We start from the raw sequence: 16,974 nt of genomic DNA on the forward strand, positions 1-16,974 counted from the left end.
CGTGATAAATACCCAGTGGCGCTAGGTTCTAAAGCACCCTTTTCGGTTCATTCCACAAAATAGCAGTGCTTACTATTCGGGAACACTGCTATTTTCACAAACTTCTATCGTCCGAGTAAAAAACGAGAGTTCTTCGAAATAGCGTAGTAAGATTGCCAGTGTTGGAGAAGTCAACTGATCATAAAGTCGTGCGGGTTGGTCTATGTGTCCGTGCATAGTTTGGCGATTCTGCCCTCCACCCCGCTCCCCGGTTGAGCGTTGGTCAACTCTCGTCAGGGGGTTCGCTTCGAGGCTGAAAATAATGGCAACCGAACCTGAAAGCAGCTACCGACACCAATTTCACTAGTGACGCTAATATCTCCTCCATGAGTTGTAGCGATAGCTAAAGCAATAGCTAATCCCAAACCGACTCCCCCCTCCCGTCGACTTCTAGCTTGATCTGCCCGCCAAAAGCGATCAAAAATTAGCGTCAGGTGTTCTGGAGCAATACCAATACCTGTATCTTGAAAAGTGATGACTACTAGGTGTTCAAGTTTAACAAGTGAAACGATGACAGATCCTCCTTCGGGTGTGTAGTGCAAAGCATTTTGCAAGAGATTAGAAAATAATCGCTTCAATTGAATAACTTCACCCTTGACAAAAACTTCAGTGGATATTTCTGATATCAGCTGAATATCTTTAGATAGTGCTTGCAGTTCAAATAACTCCACCAAATCCTCTAAAAGTTCGTCGAGGGGAATAGCTATCCATTCACTCCTTTGAGTATTTGTTAGTATATCGGTTCGAGCTAATAAAAGTAAATCTTCTACTAATCGAGTCATTTGGTTCGTTGCGGATACAATTCCTTCTAATTTATTTACATGAGATGGATGAATTATTTCTGGATAATTCATAAGCACATCAACTGAAGTTTTAATGACTGTTAAAGGACTACGCAACTCATGAGAAGCATCTGCAGTAAACTGTTTTAACTGCTGAAAACTTTGTTGAATTGGCTGCAAAGATTGTCCTGTAAGCCACCAGCCACCCAGACTACTAAGAATTATGACAATAATTCCTCCCAATTCAAATCCTAATAAAAGTCTGTCAAGCTCTTTTTCTAATTCTTTTGTGGATTCACTCACCCGCACATAACCTACAAGCTTTTTTTGTCCTCCAGTCAAACGCGGATAAACAGGAATAGTAATGCTGCGGATTTTTTTGTATTGGCTAACATTAAAATTAGCAGTAAACGACTCCTGAGAAATAGTATTTCCCGCTTTTGCCAAAAGTCGACCTTTGACATCAAACCACTCTACTCCTTGACGATTTTGGCGTAAATCTTGCCAAGGGATATCTAAATCTCCATCATCGCTATCCAAAATTCGGGGAATTTTAGTATCAATAGCTTTTTTATCAGTTTGCATTGCTATTAAGTTGTGGGAAGCTGCCGTTGCTAAGTTTACAATTTCTCTATCTAGTTTTTGATAAAGATTGTAAGATAAAAAATGGTAGACAACTATAGTCGAGGTTCCCCAAATTGTCACCATTACACTTAGGTAAGAAAACAAAAGACGTCTACTTAAAGCCTGAAACATCCACTTAAAAAACTTGTTTGAGTCGATAACCTAAACCGTATACTGTTTCAATAAAATCAAAACTGGCTCCAGCCAATTTTAATTTCTGTCGCAAACTGCGAATATGGACTTTTATTGTTTCTTCTCCAGGCGGCTCTTCAAAAGACCAAAGATGTTTTAAAATATCATTGCGATTCAACACTTGATGACTGTGACGTAGAAACAATTCCAAAATTTTATATTCTTTCGGAGTTAGATGTACTGGTTGTCCATTATATGTCACTTGACAATTACTTGGGTCTAGACGCAAGTTCTCCCATTCAAATACAGGAGGTAAAATTGTAATTCCCCGTCTTAATAAAGCACGAATGCGAGCCATCAGCTCTTGTAGATCAAAGGGTTTGACGACATAATCATCTGCTCCTGCATCTAGCCCAATGACTTTATCTGTGCTAGTGTCTAGTGCAGTTAGCAACAGAATCGGAAAAGAATAACCTTTTTGCCGTAGTTGTCGGCACAAACTTATCCCATCTAACTTTGGTAGCATTAAATCTAGCAGTATCAAGTTATAAGGAAAGGCTTTAACAAACTCCCATCCTAGTTGACCATCGCTAGCGATATCAACAACATAACCTTGATCCGTCAGCACTTCTGCAAGTGGTTGTGCAATACGCTCATCATCCTCAACTAAAAGAATTTTCATAGCATTTTCGTGTTGTTATCGCCAAAGGCAGTCACAATGAAACAAGTTTCCCCGCACTGCATGTAAGTAGAATTTTTTCCTGTTCCCTGTTCCCTACTTACAAGTCAGTCACTCTTACGCGGGCGATCGCCGACAACCAAAGATGAAAATATCAGTTTCTGCGTCTCCCCTCAGACCGTCCCCGCGTCTATTTGGCATTATGGATTCTTCTCTTAGACGCTTGGGTTAGAACCGTCTCGGAAGCATAGCACAGGGAACAAGGGGTTTAAGAGGGAAGCTTCCTGTAGGGTAGCACAGCCTCGTTGTAGTGACTAATGCTACAAAGCGGTCTATTACCCAGCACTCCTAGTTTCCCTAAATGCATATTTAGTAAAGAAGCACTCACTAATTTAATCGACAATTTAATACTAATGAAGTATACAAGGATTTTCAGCTTAGGAATAAATTTTTCCGAGTTCTTTACCTTTGCTTAATTTAAAATTCCATTTTGACCCACACTCAGACGCTCGTTCGCAAAGCGTCTCCCCTTGGGAGATGACTCGAACACAGCTGCGCTATCGTACAGAATCCCAAGCTGAATTCTGACGGATGTGTTTTGAGTTCTTCTTCATAAAAGTGCCAAAAGTAGCCAAGAACCTAAAAAATTTGAACTTATACAAAACTTTCCGAGTTCTTTACCTAAGTTATTTTAGTATTGAGTATGGATTTGGAAAACTTATTCTCCCGCGCATCACCTCATTTTACAACACCGATTCAGTAATCGGAATCATCAAAAACCTGGTTTCTTGGTTTTGTAAGAAGGAATATTTGATTGTGTAAGACCTTACAATAAGCTTTTTCGATCTCGAATTTTATTAATGAATCGGTGTTCTAGATGTAAGCGCAAAAAAATTACACTTGTGAGATCTTTATCTTAACTTCCTGTGAGGAAAAGAAAGTGAGGGCAAAACAAATGACATACACAATACAACAGTTTAAGTTTGAACAGCAGTATGACATTCGCACAATAACACTAAAAGGCGAAACATGGTTTGTTGTACAAGACTTGTGTAAAGCGCTTGGTTATATTGAGCCGATAGAAAGTCACGATATAGAAGGTTTATCGCATTACTTAGAGAGGGAATATGTAATAAATACAGGTCAGTTATGGCATGTTTTAAAGTTTACTAATAAGTCAGGACTTTATTCATTGATAATGATCAGTGGGAAACCAGTAGCAAAACGGTTCAAACAATGGATAAACAGTGAAGTGTTAGTGAGCGCTCGTCAGATTGCTGATGACAACGACACATTACAAACTAATACCGAAGAGTTGGAACAACTCAAATCTTTGTATAGTAGTGTGGCTTGTTTTTGCTTATAATATATGTGGTAAATTTTACAAAATCAACTGCCACACTGTGGGTGATCGCTTGCGAATGCGCATTTGGGCTAAATGTGGCAGAACGATCGCACTTCTAAGATGGCTGATATTCGGACACGTTGGTGTGGTAGAAAGCAAACTGTGGTTCTGCTGTAAAGGGGGGTTGGGTTTCATGAAAGTAAAAATTTTTACATCAAAATACTTGAAAAGCAGTGTATGTACATAAGTTGTGATTTTGGTTGAGCAGTGATGAATCGTCGCAATTTTTTAACTTTCGTTGGTGTAGGCTGGGTAGTAAGTTCTCTACCAGTAGCAATTGCAGCTTGTGCTTCCGAAAAGACATCTAACGGCTGGCAAAAAGTCGGTAAAGTAGGAGATTTAGATAACGCAGGTCAATTGCTTGTAAAAAAGTAATTAAGCCTGCCCTCCTCTCCTGACAACATGCGTGGGATGGTGTTTTAAGACTCATTTTCAACCCCTATCTCATCCCCTCATAGATGAGGTTTTTACCAGCATTTATTCTTCTGACTCCTGAATTCTGACGAATGTGTTCTTTTTGATAAAAAAGTACTCTTAGTAAGACACAAGAGTACTTCTATTATTTATCTGGTGAAGGAAGTATGTCTATTATGAATATGCAAGACTATACCCTATATATAGTAACATTTTTTTTATTATTCGAGATTAAAGACAAAAAATAAATCTTTCCGAGTTCTTTACTTTTGCATAATTTCAAATCCTATATCGTTACGAAATATTTAACTCCTGTAGAACTTCCCGAGTTTTTTACTTTTTCAATTTTATTCTTGAAAGGTTCCCGAATATTTATCTTTATATAAAATAAAAATATAATGAGTACAGACATGTCACTAGATTCTGATTTTAGATGCGCTTTATGCAGACAAAAACTATCTGAAAACCACAAGGAAAATTGTAAAGGGTATCAGCCTGATAAATGTCCTAATTGCGGTAAGGCTTTCCCGAAGGACTTCGACAGGCTCCGCTTTAATGGTTATCTCAGTCCTCGTAATGTTCGTAGTATTGTTCAATCTCAAGCACAAGCTAGTAGTCTTTGTGCAGTCAGTCAAATTGGTCGTTTAGTTTATAAAAATATGGTTTCTCTAGTCTGGACGATTAATCAAGAATTTGGCAACAAGTTGAAATACTTATTGCATAAGTTATCAAGAAAGGCAGAGGGCAGGAGGCAGCTATGCTGAAGGGAATACTGGCTCCTGACGTCTGCCCGTGACTGAAAGGAACAAGGGTCTAAAACCCCATCGTCTACACGGTGTTTACAATTGGTTGGGGTCTGAATCCCCAACGAAAGTGTTCCTTCTGCCCTCTGCCTTCGTACTTCTGCCTTCTTCAATGCATTGATCTGATGACAGGGTGTTAGGGTTGGGGGAATCCACGACAAAACAGGACAAGCAAGCGCAAAACTAGATAGATGTTTAACACCTAACCCTGAACTTGGTTTGTCCTGTTTTGTCCGGGAACAATGTAGCGGCAGCACTATGGTGTTCATTTCATTGGGACTGCCTTACCCTGAAGCGAAAACCTGGATAAAACAGCCCAGATGAGATGAAAAAAGCCAAAAAACTTTGGCATATACATCTAGGAATAATTTAAACTTATATTTAAAAAACTAAATGCTTCCAGTATTGGTCGCTGAAATGGGAGAAAATCAAAGAAAATGATGCTTGCTCTACAGGTATTCCTACTGCTTCTGATTGGGGGATCGGTGATATTTTACATTTGGTGTGCTATTGAGACTAGTCTTTTTTTCAGAGCGAAATCACGGTCTCAAAACAAGAGTCATTCACCTGTTTCAGTGTTGATTTCAGTTTGTGGGGTTGATGCAGATGCTCAGAAAAATTGGAACAGCTTTTGCCAACAAGATTATCAAAATTATGAAGTACTATTTGGCGTCATGAATCTCAATGACCCAGCTGTTCCCATCTTGAAAGAACTGGTTGCCAAATACCCTAACCGCGCTAAACTGGTCTTCTGTCTGGAGGAGCGCGGTATTAACCACAAGTTCAGTAATCTTACTCATCTACTTGAGGCAGCACAGCATGAAATCATTGTCCTGACAGACAGCGATATATGGGTAAAACCGGAATATTTGCATACAGTAACATCGCCCTTGGCAGATCCGAAGATAGGCATTGTCACCTGTGGTTATCTTGGTCACCAGCCAAATTCTCTACCTGCAATGTTTGCTTCTTTTGGAAGATGCATCGACTTTATCCCCAGTGTATTGATAGCTCGTAGTCTAGAAAGGGGTCTCAAATTTGCTCTTGGTGCTACCATTGCTACCCGTAAATCTGTACTGGAGGAAATTGGTGGGTTAAAAAGTGTTGTCAACCGGATAGGCTGTGATTACTACATTGGTAATATGGTAGCTGCTGCTGGCTATCGCGTCGAACTGTCACAATATATTTTGGAAACTAACAACGGACTTGAAGGTTTGCAACATTTGTTACAAAGGGAGTTACGTTGGGCGAGAATGAGCAGATGGAATCGAGGGTGGTTGTATTACACGATCGCCTTTACATATGGAACTGTTTACTGCATCCCTTTACTAATACTTTCCGATGCTGCACAATGGGCAGTTATTATTTGCTTAATTACTGTATTTATCAGAATTGCTCAAGCAGTGATATGTATATATAGTATGGGCTGTACTAGGCTCTTGTGGGGTCTGTGGACGCTTCCAATTCACGATTTTAAGAATTTTGCGATTTGGCTAGCAGGTACATCAGGTCGGACAATCCATTGGCGTGGGCGACATCTGCGAATTCTATCTGGTGGCTTTCTCGAAGAGAAAGCTAGCAGCTAATTGTTTGTCATACTAGGAGGACGCATTTGTTTATAGAAGAGTGAACATATAAAGATGAAAGTTTTAATTGCTGGAGTTGATGGATATTTAGGTTGGTCTTTAGCGCAGTATTTGACTGTTCGGGGACATGAAGTCGCTGGAGTAGACATCTTCTTTCGTCGCCAATGGGTGGAGGAGATGAACTCTTGTAGCGCGATCCCTATCGCTCCTATGGAAGAGCGACTTCAAGCATTTAGAGAACGTTTTGGCTGTGAGCTACATTTTTGGTCAGGAGATTTACGCGATTATACCTTTGTGGCGCAGGTTTTGCGGGAATTCCAACCAGAGGCGATCGTTCATCTTGGTGAGTGTCCTTCCGCACCATACTCCATGATCGATGTCTCTCATGCAGTTTTTGTACAGACTAATAACATTACGACAACATTTAATCTACTATTTGCGATACGGGATATTTGCCCCCAGGCTCATTTGGTTAAATTGGGGACAATGGGTGAGTATGGGACACCTAACACTGATATTCCAGAAGGCTTCTTCGAGATAGAGTACAACGGAAGACAAGATCGATTTCCTTTCCCTCGTCAAGCAGGCTCGTGGTATCACTGGAGCAAAGTACATGGTTCTAACAACATTATGTTTGCTTGTAAAATTTGGAATCTGCGAGCAACAGACGTTATGCAGGGAGTGGTTTTTGGGACTCGTATTGATGAGATGGGTGATGATCAACGACTCATGACTCGATTAGACTTCGATCAAGCCTTTGGCACAGTTATTAACCGCTTTTGTTCTCAAGCAGTAATTGGACATCCCTTAACTGTATAATATATTCACCTGCTTGTATATCAAACCGTCTAATCAAATTCAAAAGCCTGACACAGAATTGTCACACGAGAGTTTTAGTTTAAATTGTAGTCTAGTTAAAATCCAGTATGAAACACCCAATCGTTGAAAAAGCTTATGGTAATTGGCGAGCGAGCGTCTATGCTCATCCTGTTCAACCTGACAAATTCTCATATACATTGACGCTTACCGACCAATTACGACTAAACCCTGAACCGATCACTCCTGAGCATCTATATTTATTCAGTTGCTTTGAGAGTTCCCAAGAGGCATTGCTTGCTGGTATTGACGGAATAAAAAACTCCACACCAAAATAAAATCTACACCGGAATTGTCTGTTGGCTGATCGCGTAAAGCTAAAAAAAAAAGAACGGAACATGCTGCGGTAACTTGGGGAGCGATCACACTTAAAAGTACCGGGTTTACAGCGTAAAGTTCAAGCTATATAAGCTTTTTGCTGATTTTTATGTTTTCAAGTACATATAAATGTGCGAACCCATATATGTGCGAATTAGGAAAGCTGAAACTTAATAAACACTTCTGTTTTTGTGGCGACCCCAAAATTGCATTCCCCTGTCAATTTTACTTAAAAATCGCTAAAAGACATTCGTGCAGTTTTCTTAACTTACCACTGATGTTCTTTCCTAGTTCTTGACTTTTGATATCTATTGTAAAGTCATTAAGCTGAATTGAAAGAGGCTTTACACTTTGAGGCTATGGCAAATCAAAAGATGAAAGCGTTTCGACAATCAGATGAACACGACACAGGCAACCGAGTCAGTAAGGTTCCGCATGTCAACTTTGCGTTCTGGGTGATCAAGATCTGCGCGACAACAGTCGGGGAAACAGGCGGCGATGCCCTTTCCATGACTTTGAAGCTCGGCTATGCCGTCAGTAGCTTGATCTTTTTGGGGTTCTTCTGTATCACGCTTGTTGCTCAGGTCATGTCGAAGCGGTATCACCCGTTCTTTTATTGGGCGGTTGTGGTTGCCACCACAACCGTTGGGACAACAATGTCGGACTACCTTGATCGCACCGTCGGACTTGGCTACGTGAAATCATCGATATTACTGTTGTGCGGTGTCATTGTCGTCCTCTTTATATGGAGTCGTGTCACTGGGTCAATTGAGTTCGAGAACATAACTACCAAGAAGAACGAGGTCTTCTACTGGCTGACGATTCTGGTGTCAAACACGCTTGGCACGGCACTAGGCGATTTCGTCGCTACAACCACTGGTCTTGGATTTGAGCAAGGTGCTCTCGTATTCACCGTCCTGCTTGGGCTTGTGATGATCGCACACTTTTTTACCAATATTCGAGACAACGTACTTTTTTGGGCTGCATATGTTCTGACGCGTCCTTTGGGAGCTACACTCGGCGACACCCTAACCAAGCCGCACTCTCAAGGAGGCTTCGAACTAAGTCGTATCACTTCTTCGCTCGTTATCATGGCGCTTATGGTTGTTGGGATATTTTTCACATCTAGAACGACCAAACAGTTTCTCAACTCTTTCAAGCGCAAAAGAGTCTAGACTGCTGTGCTTGGGGAGATCCATGACGACTCTCCGGACGGAGATTCTTTGACACAGTAACACTTGGTAGAAGGTTATGACTTGAACCGTTCCAGATGTATAAAAATAAAATAGCCGCCTTAAACGAATTACTAAGTAGTTGGACAAAATTAAATTCATAGGTGGAGAGAGGGAACTCTTAACAGGGAACGGGGAACAGCAAAACAAAGTGTGTAATTAATTCTGTCCAGGTACTTAACTGCGCCCATGACCAACCACGTTTAGCTTTGCTGGGCACAGACTCAGGTTCTTCGATTTATTTATATTTATGCCTTAAGTGCCTTATATACATAAGACCAACGGTAGCAGATCGCTTTAACTCAAAGCTAAACGTACTGTAAAACAACTACCAATACCCAACTGACTTGTCAGCGTGATCTCCCCGCCGTGGTTTTGAACAATAGCCATAGCGATCGCCAGTCCCAGACCAGAACCTCCAGAGTGATACGACCTTGCCGCAGACGCCCGCCAAAATCGCTCAAAAACTTGGCGAAGATGTTCTGGTGCAATTCCAATCCCTGTATCCTTCACACAGACATATAACTGCTGACCAGCAAGACGAGTTTTGATCTCAATAGTACCTTGAGCAGGTGTGTACTGGATCGCGTTTTCAATTAAATTGGCAAACACTCTTGTCAGTTGAATTGAATCACCCAGCACAAACAATTGTTGACTCACCTGTTGAGATTTTGTATGAAAACTCTTGAGCAGATGAATTTGTTTGAATTCGGCTTGTGGCTGATAAAGCTGGACTAAGCTATCTAAAATCTCCTCTACAGCTACTGCGTCGCGTTTATGGATCTGAGCTTGGTCACTACGGGCCAATAGTAGTAAATCTTCTGTTAGGCGAGTCATCTGATTAGCAGCGTTAGCGATCGCTTCTAACTTTTCTGCATCTGTGGAGCGTATTCCTTCTGGATATTTTAGTGCTACTGCTATATTAGTTTTAATAACTGTTAAAGGACTACGGAGTTCGTGAGACGCATCTGCGGTAAACTGCTTCAGTCGTTGAAAACTTTGCTCAATTGGCTGCAGGCTCTGTTGAGTTAGCCAAACACCACCAACTCCACTCAAAACTAGAGCAATAACAACACCACCGCCTAACCCCCAATCCAATTTGTTAATTGTTTCATCAAGCTCTTCTAAAGATTGACTTACTCGCACATAACCCATCACGCGACCATTGCCACTTTTCACAGGTAAAGTCACTCCCAGAATGCGAACTTTACCAATCTTCTGTGTTTGTATACTTTCTTGATGAGAAAGCGGTAAGGTTAATATGTATTGTCCTTGTTGATCAATGGAGCGGCCTTCCACATCAAATGATTGCAAAGCTTGATGATTATTAATAAGTTCTTGTAATGGAAAATCGCTTTCTCCTTTCTGTAGACCATCATCTACCTCAGCATTAGCAGCACTCTGTCCTAAAGTTCTCAGTTTTTCTATAAGTTGTTGGTTAAGGTTATGAGTAAAGAAAATTCGCACAGCAAGGGTAAATATTCCTAGTATTGAAGCCAGAACAGACAAATAAGATAATAATAGTTTATATTGGATTTGCTGAAACACAGATTGATTCCTTAACCAGTTTCTTAAGAAGAAATACACAGGCGATAACCAACGCCGTATACAGTCTCGATTATTTCTGGCTCCCCACCTGCCGTTTTGAGTTTCCGACGCAAATTAGTCAAATGAGTTTTCACAGTTTCTTCTCCAGATTCTTTATCAATTTCCCAAAGCTTTTCTAACAAATATGAGCGAGTAAAAACTCGATGAGGATTTCTCAAAAATACTTCTAATATCATATATTCTTTAGGAGTTAATGAGATAATATTCCCATTATAAGTTACGATCCGTGTACTTGGCTCAAATCGGAATTTGCCATATGTCAAACATGGTGGTTGATGGCTTTCGTTTCGACGTGATAAGGCTCTAATTCTAGCAGCTAGTTCTTCTAGTTCAAATGGCTTGACAAGATAATCATCAGCTCCTGCGTCCAGTCCAATCACTTTATCTGTTGTTGTATCTCGTGCTGTCAGCATCAATATCAGCATCTTACATCCAGAAGAACGTAACCGTTTACACAAGTTAATGCCATCCAGAAGAGGCAGCATCAAATCTAATAAAATCAGATCATAGGGAATTGTTGTAGCTTGTGACAATCCCTCTATGCCATCACCTGCTATATCCACAACGTGATACTGATGTTTTAAATCTTCAGCTAATGGTTTAGCAATTCTCTCATCATCTTCAACTATTAAAATTCTCATTGTTTAGTAGACTCCAAACTGAACTATTCCAACAGGAATATCTGTGTTTATTCCGACAAACTTCACCTTAACTGGATAATCCCAGCCATTAGAAATACCATGAATATTTACCTCGTTTAGAGAAACATTAAGAGTCGTTCCCGAGGAAACCGGTTGGGGGAAAGTTATAACTATTTTCTTTCCATCGATAGCAATACCGGCCTGAAGATTTATCTGTGAATTATCAGATACTGTTATGTCTTTCCTTACATTTAACCCTGGAGGTATATTAAGTATTACTTCAGAAATTTTGTTACTGGTTTGGGGAATCCATAAACTAAAAGATTGTCGAACAACATTAGCATTACTTGGCTTGACTATTTTAGGAAATTGCACCGCATTAACAATGTCAACAAACGGTTCAGATGCTTTAATAGTTGTGGCTTGTACACAGAAATTAAAAGAAGCAATAGCTAGAGTGAGTGTAGCAGTGTAAATTAGCCTTTTCATAAATTATCCCTTGAAAAAATAAAAAATGTGGGTTGTGTGTTTAAAGCCTACTTCAAAAAAAGATGTGCCTCACTCGAAACGCCACCTCATATCTTTCACCTGTCCGTACAAACCCAGCGTAAAAAGATGCACGATAAGGCTACCTGATTTTTCTTGGTTTTTATCGCTAAATCAAGGGCTGTAGCTTAATACTGACTAATAAAAATACAACCAGGTTTTCAGGTGCAAGATGTGAGCCACGCGCTCTGGTCTGTGGCGTCCAAGTTTTCAATCCCAAGGCGCTCATTCGTGGGTAAAGAGTTCAGATCTCTCTGCTTCCTATGAAAGATAGATATTCGGTAAGAGCTATGCGTTTGTTTTTACTTGTTGACTTGTTCCCTGGGCAAAATCCATTTAAGATTGAGCTTATAGAAACTAATTTTGATAAGTAACAAAGCTTTGGCCTCTATATTACCTCCTTAATCCTACTCTAGATATTAAATGTCAAGAACTTGGAAAGATTTGTACATCCTTTCGTTCTACAAACTAGGTTAGTCCCGGCGCATCTAACTTTTCACGGGATCTAGAAAGGGAGAAAAGGTTCGCGATAGTTAGGACTCTGTTGGCAAAATATTACCAAAAAAAGGAACGGGGAACAGTGAACAGGAAAGCAAAAGGCAGGAAGCATAATTCGGGCAAACATTCTCCTAATGGCTACCAAACCTGGGGCGCGGGGATTGGAGTATACAATAGTTCTGTTTTTTAAGAAGTTGCACCAAAAAGGCTGTAAATTAAGCCAGCTAGAACAATCAAAGTTACGATTATATAAGTCAAGTTCCTTTGGCGCACAAAGGCAAACAGAGAAAAAAGCACTCTGGCGACTGGTGTGGCGATTAATAGTAGTAATCCAAATTGGATAATACCGCGACGACCACCTGATAAAACTGCTGTTCCTACTCCTTCAAGAGAGCGAAAATCTGCAGGTTCTCCCTGGAAAAACCGGTAATTGGCAGGATTATTACCGTAGCGGATCAAGTACAAAACTCCGCCTACCAGAACGACAGTCGTCGCAAAGAGGACTCCAAATCTTAAAAGGTTCCCGACAAACTGCTCGATTCGATATTCATTCCATCTGCGTCCGAGTTGAACCATCTAAATCCCTCCAGTTAAACCTTTATATATCATCTCAATTGCCAAAGCCAAAATCACAAGGCTGAAGATAATTCGCAAAAGCCCAATCCTAGCTCTTACCAATACTCTTGCGCCTAACAAAGCTCCTAATAGTACCCCTAACATAACTGGCATTGCTAATCCTGGATCAATATAACCCCGCTTCAGGTAAACTCCAGCACTAGCTGCTGCAGTCACTCCAATCATAAAATTGCTGGTCGTGGTAGAAACTTTAAATGGAATACGCATCGCTTGATCCATTGCCAGAACTTTAACTGCGCCCGAGCCAATGCCAAGTAATCCTGAAAGTATACCAGCAACAAACATGAGCCCAAATCCAACAGGTACAGCACGGACGTTGTAAGACTTTTCTCCATCAGGAGTTGGATAACTACCGTTGAGTTGGAGAACAGTTGCCAGACGATCTGGGGGTTCGTTGTCTAGATGTTCAACGCGGTGTTGACGCGATACGTAAGCACTATAAAGTAAAACAACTCCGAAAACAATAGCGATCGCTCTGTTAGAAACCATACCAGCCACTATAGCCCCGACTATTGCACCAAAAGTTGTTGCTACTTCTAGAAACATCCCCAAATGCATGTTAGTGTAACCTTCCTTGACGTAGGCAGATGCAGCACCGCTAGATGTAGCAATTACAGACACTAGTGAAGCGCCAATAGCATATCGAATATCGACCCCAAACACCACAGTCAACAAAGGCACAATTACCACTCCACCCCCTAACCCAGTCAATGAACCCAGAAAACCTGCGGTTAAGGAGCTAAGCCAAACTAATAAGGAAAACTCTAAAATGTTCACTTTTGTAAATTTTACGGCACTTAAATTACTGATTTTGAGGAGATGATTTATCCAACCGAATCACCAACATTTGTAAAAATTACCCGGATAGCGCTGACAAGCAGTAAAACCCCGAATATTCTTTCCAAAACTACATTAGATAATCCGGTTCCTACTTTAGCTCCTATCCATCCACCTAATACAAAACCCAAACAGAGTAATGCTGCTATTTTTAAGTCTACATATCCTTGTCTATAGTAAGTCCATGCAGCCAAGATATCGATAGGAGGAACAAGCAAAGCTAATGTTGTACCCTGAGCTTGATGTTGCGAAAATCCCAATAGGAAAATTAAAGCAGGCAGAATAATTATCCCGCCTCCGATTCCAGTTATTCCGCTGACTATTCCCGCAATTAATCCCAATATTAGACAAAGTAAAACAGTATCCATCGTTTTGTGTACCATTGACTCAAATTTTGTAAATCTCTGGTTAAGAACTAAGAGATAAAATTTATGAAGAAGAATTCAGGAGTCAGGAGTCAGAAGTCAGAATGATAAATACTGGTTAAAACCTCGTTCCTTGTCGACGAGATAGGGATTGAAACTTTTCCTAAAACACCATCCCTTTATGGGTGGTGAGACCAGCGCTGCAAGAAACGGGTTTCCAACGCCACTTGCTTTAAGCGGGGAGACCCCGCCAACGCAGTGGCTCCTCCGTGGGCGACTGGCGTTAGCGAGGAACGGGCATGGCTGCGCGTAGCGTCTCCGCTCTTGAGAAGGGTGCATTCTGACCCCTGTATTCTGACTCCTGACTCCTTTTTATTTTTTTTAATTTTGCCCAAAGTACTTAATTTAAGTTTACGTAAGCATATTCATACCAGCAATCATTCTTTTTTGTTAAAATGATAAATAAAAATGATTGAACGACTAAAAACCTCTAAATATTGGATTGGGTTCTAAACCGACAGCCAATTATGTAGTACTCAACAACTTGACTGAGGAAGCTCATAATATAGATGCCTAAGCATCGTATTGCGAGATTAACTTGAGATAGTCACACAAACTACACAAATTTGACAGAGAATTATCACACGAAGCTATTAGAATCCATCTTTGTAACTAGATGGACGAAAATACGTTGACAGATAAAACTTTCCAAGCATTGAAGTATAAATTACACTTTAAACAGATAAAAAATCTTTGTTTAAAATTTTCTGCAAGCCTTATATAACAAGGCTTATACACATTCCCGAAAAAGCTACTGCCTTAACCGTTTGTAATACATTAACCGTATAGATTGTTGAGAAAGATTGAGCATGAGTTATCTGATAAATCTCCTGCCAGAATACTGTCGTAATTACCTGAATCGTGATATTTTAGCTCGCTATAGCGTCACGATTTTATCAGTCGTAGTTGCTCTATTACTGAGCATTGTACTACAGTCTCTCATAAAATCGACAGCATTCTCTGTATTTTTTGCTGCCGTAACTTTTAGTGCTTGGTATGGGGGTTTAGGATCGGGATTGCTTGCAACTATTTTGTCAGTTTTAGCCAGCAACTTTTTTTTAACGCCCGTACTTAACGATAATTTAACACTTCGGCATGAAGCAAATCTTCTCCACTTAATTTTATTTAGTATAGTTGCGCTGCTGATTAGTTCTTTAAATACCTCACTCCGGATTGCTCGACAGCGATCTGAAGCCAATTTACTTAAACTTCAACTGAGCGAAGAACGGTATCGTCGGATTGTTGACACCGCTTACGAAGGTATTTGGTTATTGAATAGAAAGTTGCAAACTGAGTACGTGAACCAGCGTCTAGCTGAAATGCTGCGTTATAGCGTAGAAGAAATGAGTGATTGTTATTTTGAGAACTTAATAGTTGAAACAGTTGAGAACGAAGTTCAAACAGTCTTGGTACAATGGCAGGAAGGCACAAGACAGCGATTTGATTGTCGTTTTCGGACTCAAGATGGTTCTGATTTATGGGCAATTGTTTCCACTACGCCCATTGTCAGTACTCAAAATAATTTTAATGGCGTACTTCTAATGTTAACTGATATCACTGAGCGTAAACAGGTAGAAGCGGAAAGAACCTTATTACTTACGCGAGAGCAGTCTGCACGAGCTGAAGCAGAAGCTGCAAATTGTAGTAAAGATCAATTTCTGGCAATCCTTTCCCATGAATTAAGATCGCCCCTTAACCCAATTCTAGGTTGGGCGCAAATACTGCGAAGTCAAAAATTAGATCCAGATACTAGTAATTACGCTCTTCAAATTATTGAACGTAACGCCAAATTGCAAACTAAATTAATTGAAGATTTACTGGATATTTCCCGAATCATACAAAACAAAATCAGTTTAGAGTTATATCCAGTTAACTTGGTATCGACTATTGAAGCAGCAACAGAAATAGTTCGTTTTACGGCAGAAGAAAAAGCAATAAATTTGTTATTGTCAATTGGAAATTTAGATTCAGGAAATACAGATAAATCTCTCGAATATTTGGAATGCCATTCATTGAGTCATCTGAAAACTTCCTTAGAACCATATTATGTCTTAGGTGACCCGAAACGTTTACAGCAAATTGTCTGGAATTTGCTGTCTAATGCTATCAAATTTACACCACACGGGGGTCGAGTAGAGATTCAACTGTCTATTGTTGGTGGTAAAGAGAACTCTAATCTAACACAATCAACTCAAAATTTTGCTGAGATTAAAGTTACAGACACAGGTATAGGAATTCAATCTGAATTTTTACCTTATGTTTTTGAATTTTTTCGCCAAGCAGACAATACCACAACTAGAGAATTTGGCGGTTTAGGCTTGGGACTGGCAATTGTTCGCCGCTTAGTAGAACTCCATGGTGGAACTATCGATGCTCAGAGCATGGGACAAGGTCAAGGAGCAAGTTTCATTGTTAAACTACCACTTTTACAACATAGCGATAAAATAGAAAAAATAAAGAACTCAAAAACTCTTCCACATCTTAGTTCTACTCCTTTGCCTCTAGCAGGCTTAAAAATTTTAGTGGTCGATGATGAACCAGACAATCGAGAAATGCTTGTATTTATGCTGGAAGAGTATGGAGCAATTGTCACTACTGCTGGATCAGCTGAGCAAGCATTACAAGTTTTGGTTGATTCACAGCAGGATTTACTCATCAGCGATATTGGGATGCCAAATGTTAATGGTTATATGTTGATGAGTCAAATTAGAGCAAGTGTTGTAGAACAAAATCGACAGATTCCGGCGATCGCCTTAACTGGGTATGCTGGCGAATTGGATAGAAAACAGGCAGAATCAGTAGGTTTTCAAACAAGCTTAGCTAAGCCTGTAGAGCTAGATGAGTTACTCGCAACTATTTTAAGAGTTATCAGTTAAGCTGTTACGCACTTAAT

At 40.2% G+C, this 16,974-nt stretch carries 17 protein-coding genes; 8 read left to right on the top strand and 9 right to left on the bottom strand.

From position 1 onward, the window contains the following. Positions 1–272: 272 nt before the first annotated feature. A complete protein-coding gene (locus G4P69_RS06540) occupies positions 273–1,529 on the bottom strand; it encodes a sensor histidine kinase (protein WP_208348859.1) in 1,257 nt (418 codons plus the stop codon). A 52-nt stretch (positions 1,530–1,581) separates the two neighbouring features. Beyond that, complete coding sequence (locus tag G4P69_RS06545) at positions 1,582–2,259, bottom strand: response regulator transcription factor (RefSeq protein WP_208344664.1); 678 nt, start codon at positions 2,257–2,259, stop codon at positions 1,582–1,584. Between the two features lie 952 nt (positions 2,260–3,211). Here G4P69_RS06545 and G4P69_RS06550 point away from each other — a divergent pair. Continuing rightward, a complete protein-coding gene (locus tag G4P69_RS06550) occupies positions 3,212–3,622 on the top strand; it encodes a BRO-N domain-containing protein (protein ID WP_208344663.1) in 411 nt (136 codons plus the stop codon). Positions 3,623–3,637: 15 nt separating this feature from the next. Here G4P69_RS06550 and G4P69_RS06555 read toward each other — a convergent pair whose 3' ends face one another. Further along, positions 3,638–3,796, bottom strand: a complete 159-nt coding sequence (locus G4P69_RS06555; RefSeq protein ID WP_208344662.1) for a hypothetical protein — start codon at positions 3,794–3,796, stop codon at positions 3,638–3,640. A gap of 75 nt (positions 3,797–3,871) precedes the next feature. Between G4P69_RS06555 and G4P69_RS06560 the strand changes: the two genes are divergently transcribed. From G4P69_RS06560 to G4P69_RS06585, 6 genes are all read left to right on the top strand, one after another. Then, entirely contained in the window at positions 3,872–4,036 is a 165-nt protein-coding gene (locus G4P69_RS06560) for a hypothetical protein (protein WP_208344661.1), read from the top strand. 449 nt (positions 4,037–4,485) lie between these two features. Further along, entirely contained in the window at positions 4,486–4,839 is a 354-nt protein-coding gene (locus G4P69_RS06565; RefSeq protein ID WP_208344660.1) for a hypothetical protein, read from the top strand. Positions 4,840–5,453: 614 nt separating this feature from the next. Further along, positions 5,454–6,464, top strand: coding sequence for a glycosyltransferase (locus G4P69_RS06570; protein WP_310834117.1), 1,011 nt, complete (start codon positions 5,454–5,456; stop codon positions 6,462–6,464). A gap of 54 nt (positions 6,465–6,518) precedes the next feature. After that, positions 6,519–7,283, top strand: a complete 765-nt coding sequence (locus G4P69_RS06575) for an NAD-dependent epimerase/dehydratase family protein (protein ID WP_208344658.1) — start codon at positions 6,519–6,521, stop codon at positions 7,281–7,283. A gap of 107 nt (positions 7,284–7,390) precedes the next feature. Continuing rightward, positions 7,391–7,618, top strand: a complete 228-nt coding sequence (locus G4P69_RS06580) for a hypothetical protein (RefSeq protein ID WP_208344657.1) — start codon at positions 7,391–7,393, stop codon at positions 7,616–7,618. A 399-nt stretch (positions 7,619–8,017) separates the two neighbouring features. Beyond that, on the top strand, positions 8,018–8,833 hold the full coding sequence (locus G4P69_RS06585) for a COG4705 family protein (protein ID WP_208344656.1): 816 nt from the start codon (positions 8,018–8,020) through the stop codon (positions 8,831–8,833). 354 nt (positions 8,834–9,187) lie between these two features. On the opposite strand, the gene G4P69_RS06590 is transcribed toward G4P69_RS06585, so the two are convergent. The 6 genes from G4P69_RS06590 to G4P69_RS06615 all read right to left on the bottom strand — a co-directional run bounded on the left by G4P69_RS06590 (position 9,188) and on the right by G4P69_RS06615 (position 14,024). Continuing rightward, positions 9,188–10,438, bottom strand: a complete 1,251-nt coding sequence (locus tag G4P69_RS06590) for a HAMP domain-containing sensor histidine kinase (RefSeq protein ID WP_208348862.1) — start codon at positions 10,436–10,438, stop codon at positions 9,188–9,190. 23 nt (positions 10,439–10,461) lie between these two features. Next, positions 10,462–11,139, bottom strand: a complete 678-nt coding sequence (locus G4P69_RS06595; protein WP_208344359.1) for a response regulator transcription factor — start codon at positions 11,137–11,139, stop codon at positions 10,462–10,464. Positions 11,140–11,142: 3 nt separating this feature from the next. Beyond that, positions 11,143–11,628 carry a hypothetical protein gene (locus G4P69_RS06600; protein WP_208344358.1) on the bottom strand — a complete coding sequence of 162 codons (486 nt, stop codon included), beginning with the start codon at positions 11,626–11,628 and terminating at the stop codon, positions 11,143–11,145. 741 nt (positions 11,629–12,369) lie between these two features. Next, on the bottom strand, positions 12,370–12,759 hold the full coding sequence (locus tag G4P69_RS06605; RefSeq protein ID WP_208344357.1) for a DUF1634 domain-containing protein: 390 nt from the start codon (positions 12,757–12,759) through the stop codon (positions 12,370–12,372). Then, positions 12,760–13,596: a sulfite exporter TauE/SafE family protein gene (locus tag G4P69_RS06610; protein WP_208344356.1), complete on the bottom strand. Its 837-nt coding sequence runs from the start codon at positions 13,594–13,596 to the stop codon at positions 12,760–12,762. 47 nt (positions 13,597–13,643) lie between these two features. Beyond that, positions 13,644–14,024, bottom strand: a complete 381-nt coding sequence (locus tag G4P69_RS06615; protein ID WP_208344361.1) for a TSUP family transporter — start codon at positions 14,022–14,024, stop codon at positions 13,644–13,646. 866 nt (positions 14,025–14,890) lie between these two features. Here G4P69_RS06615 and G4P69_RS06620 point away from each other — a divergent pair. Continuing rightward, positions 14,891–16,957 carry a hybrid sensor histidine kinase/response regulator gene (locus tag G4P69_RS06620; RefSeq protein ID WP_208344355.1) on the top strand — a complete coding sequence of 689 codons (2,067 nt, stop codon included), beginning with the start codon at positions 14,891–14,893 and terminating at the stop codon, positions 16,955–16,957. Positions 16,958–16,974 lie beyond the last annotated feature (17 nt).

Source organism: Aetokthonos hydrillicola CCALA 1050 (assembly GCF_017591665.1).
Taxonomy (GTDB): Bacteria; Cyanobacteriota; Cyanobacteriia; order Cyanobacteriales; family Nostocaceae; genus Aetokthonos; species Aetokthonos hydrillicola.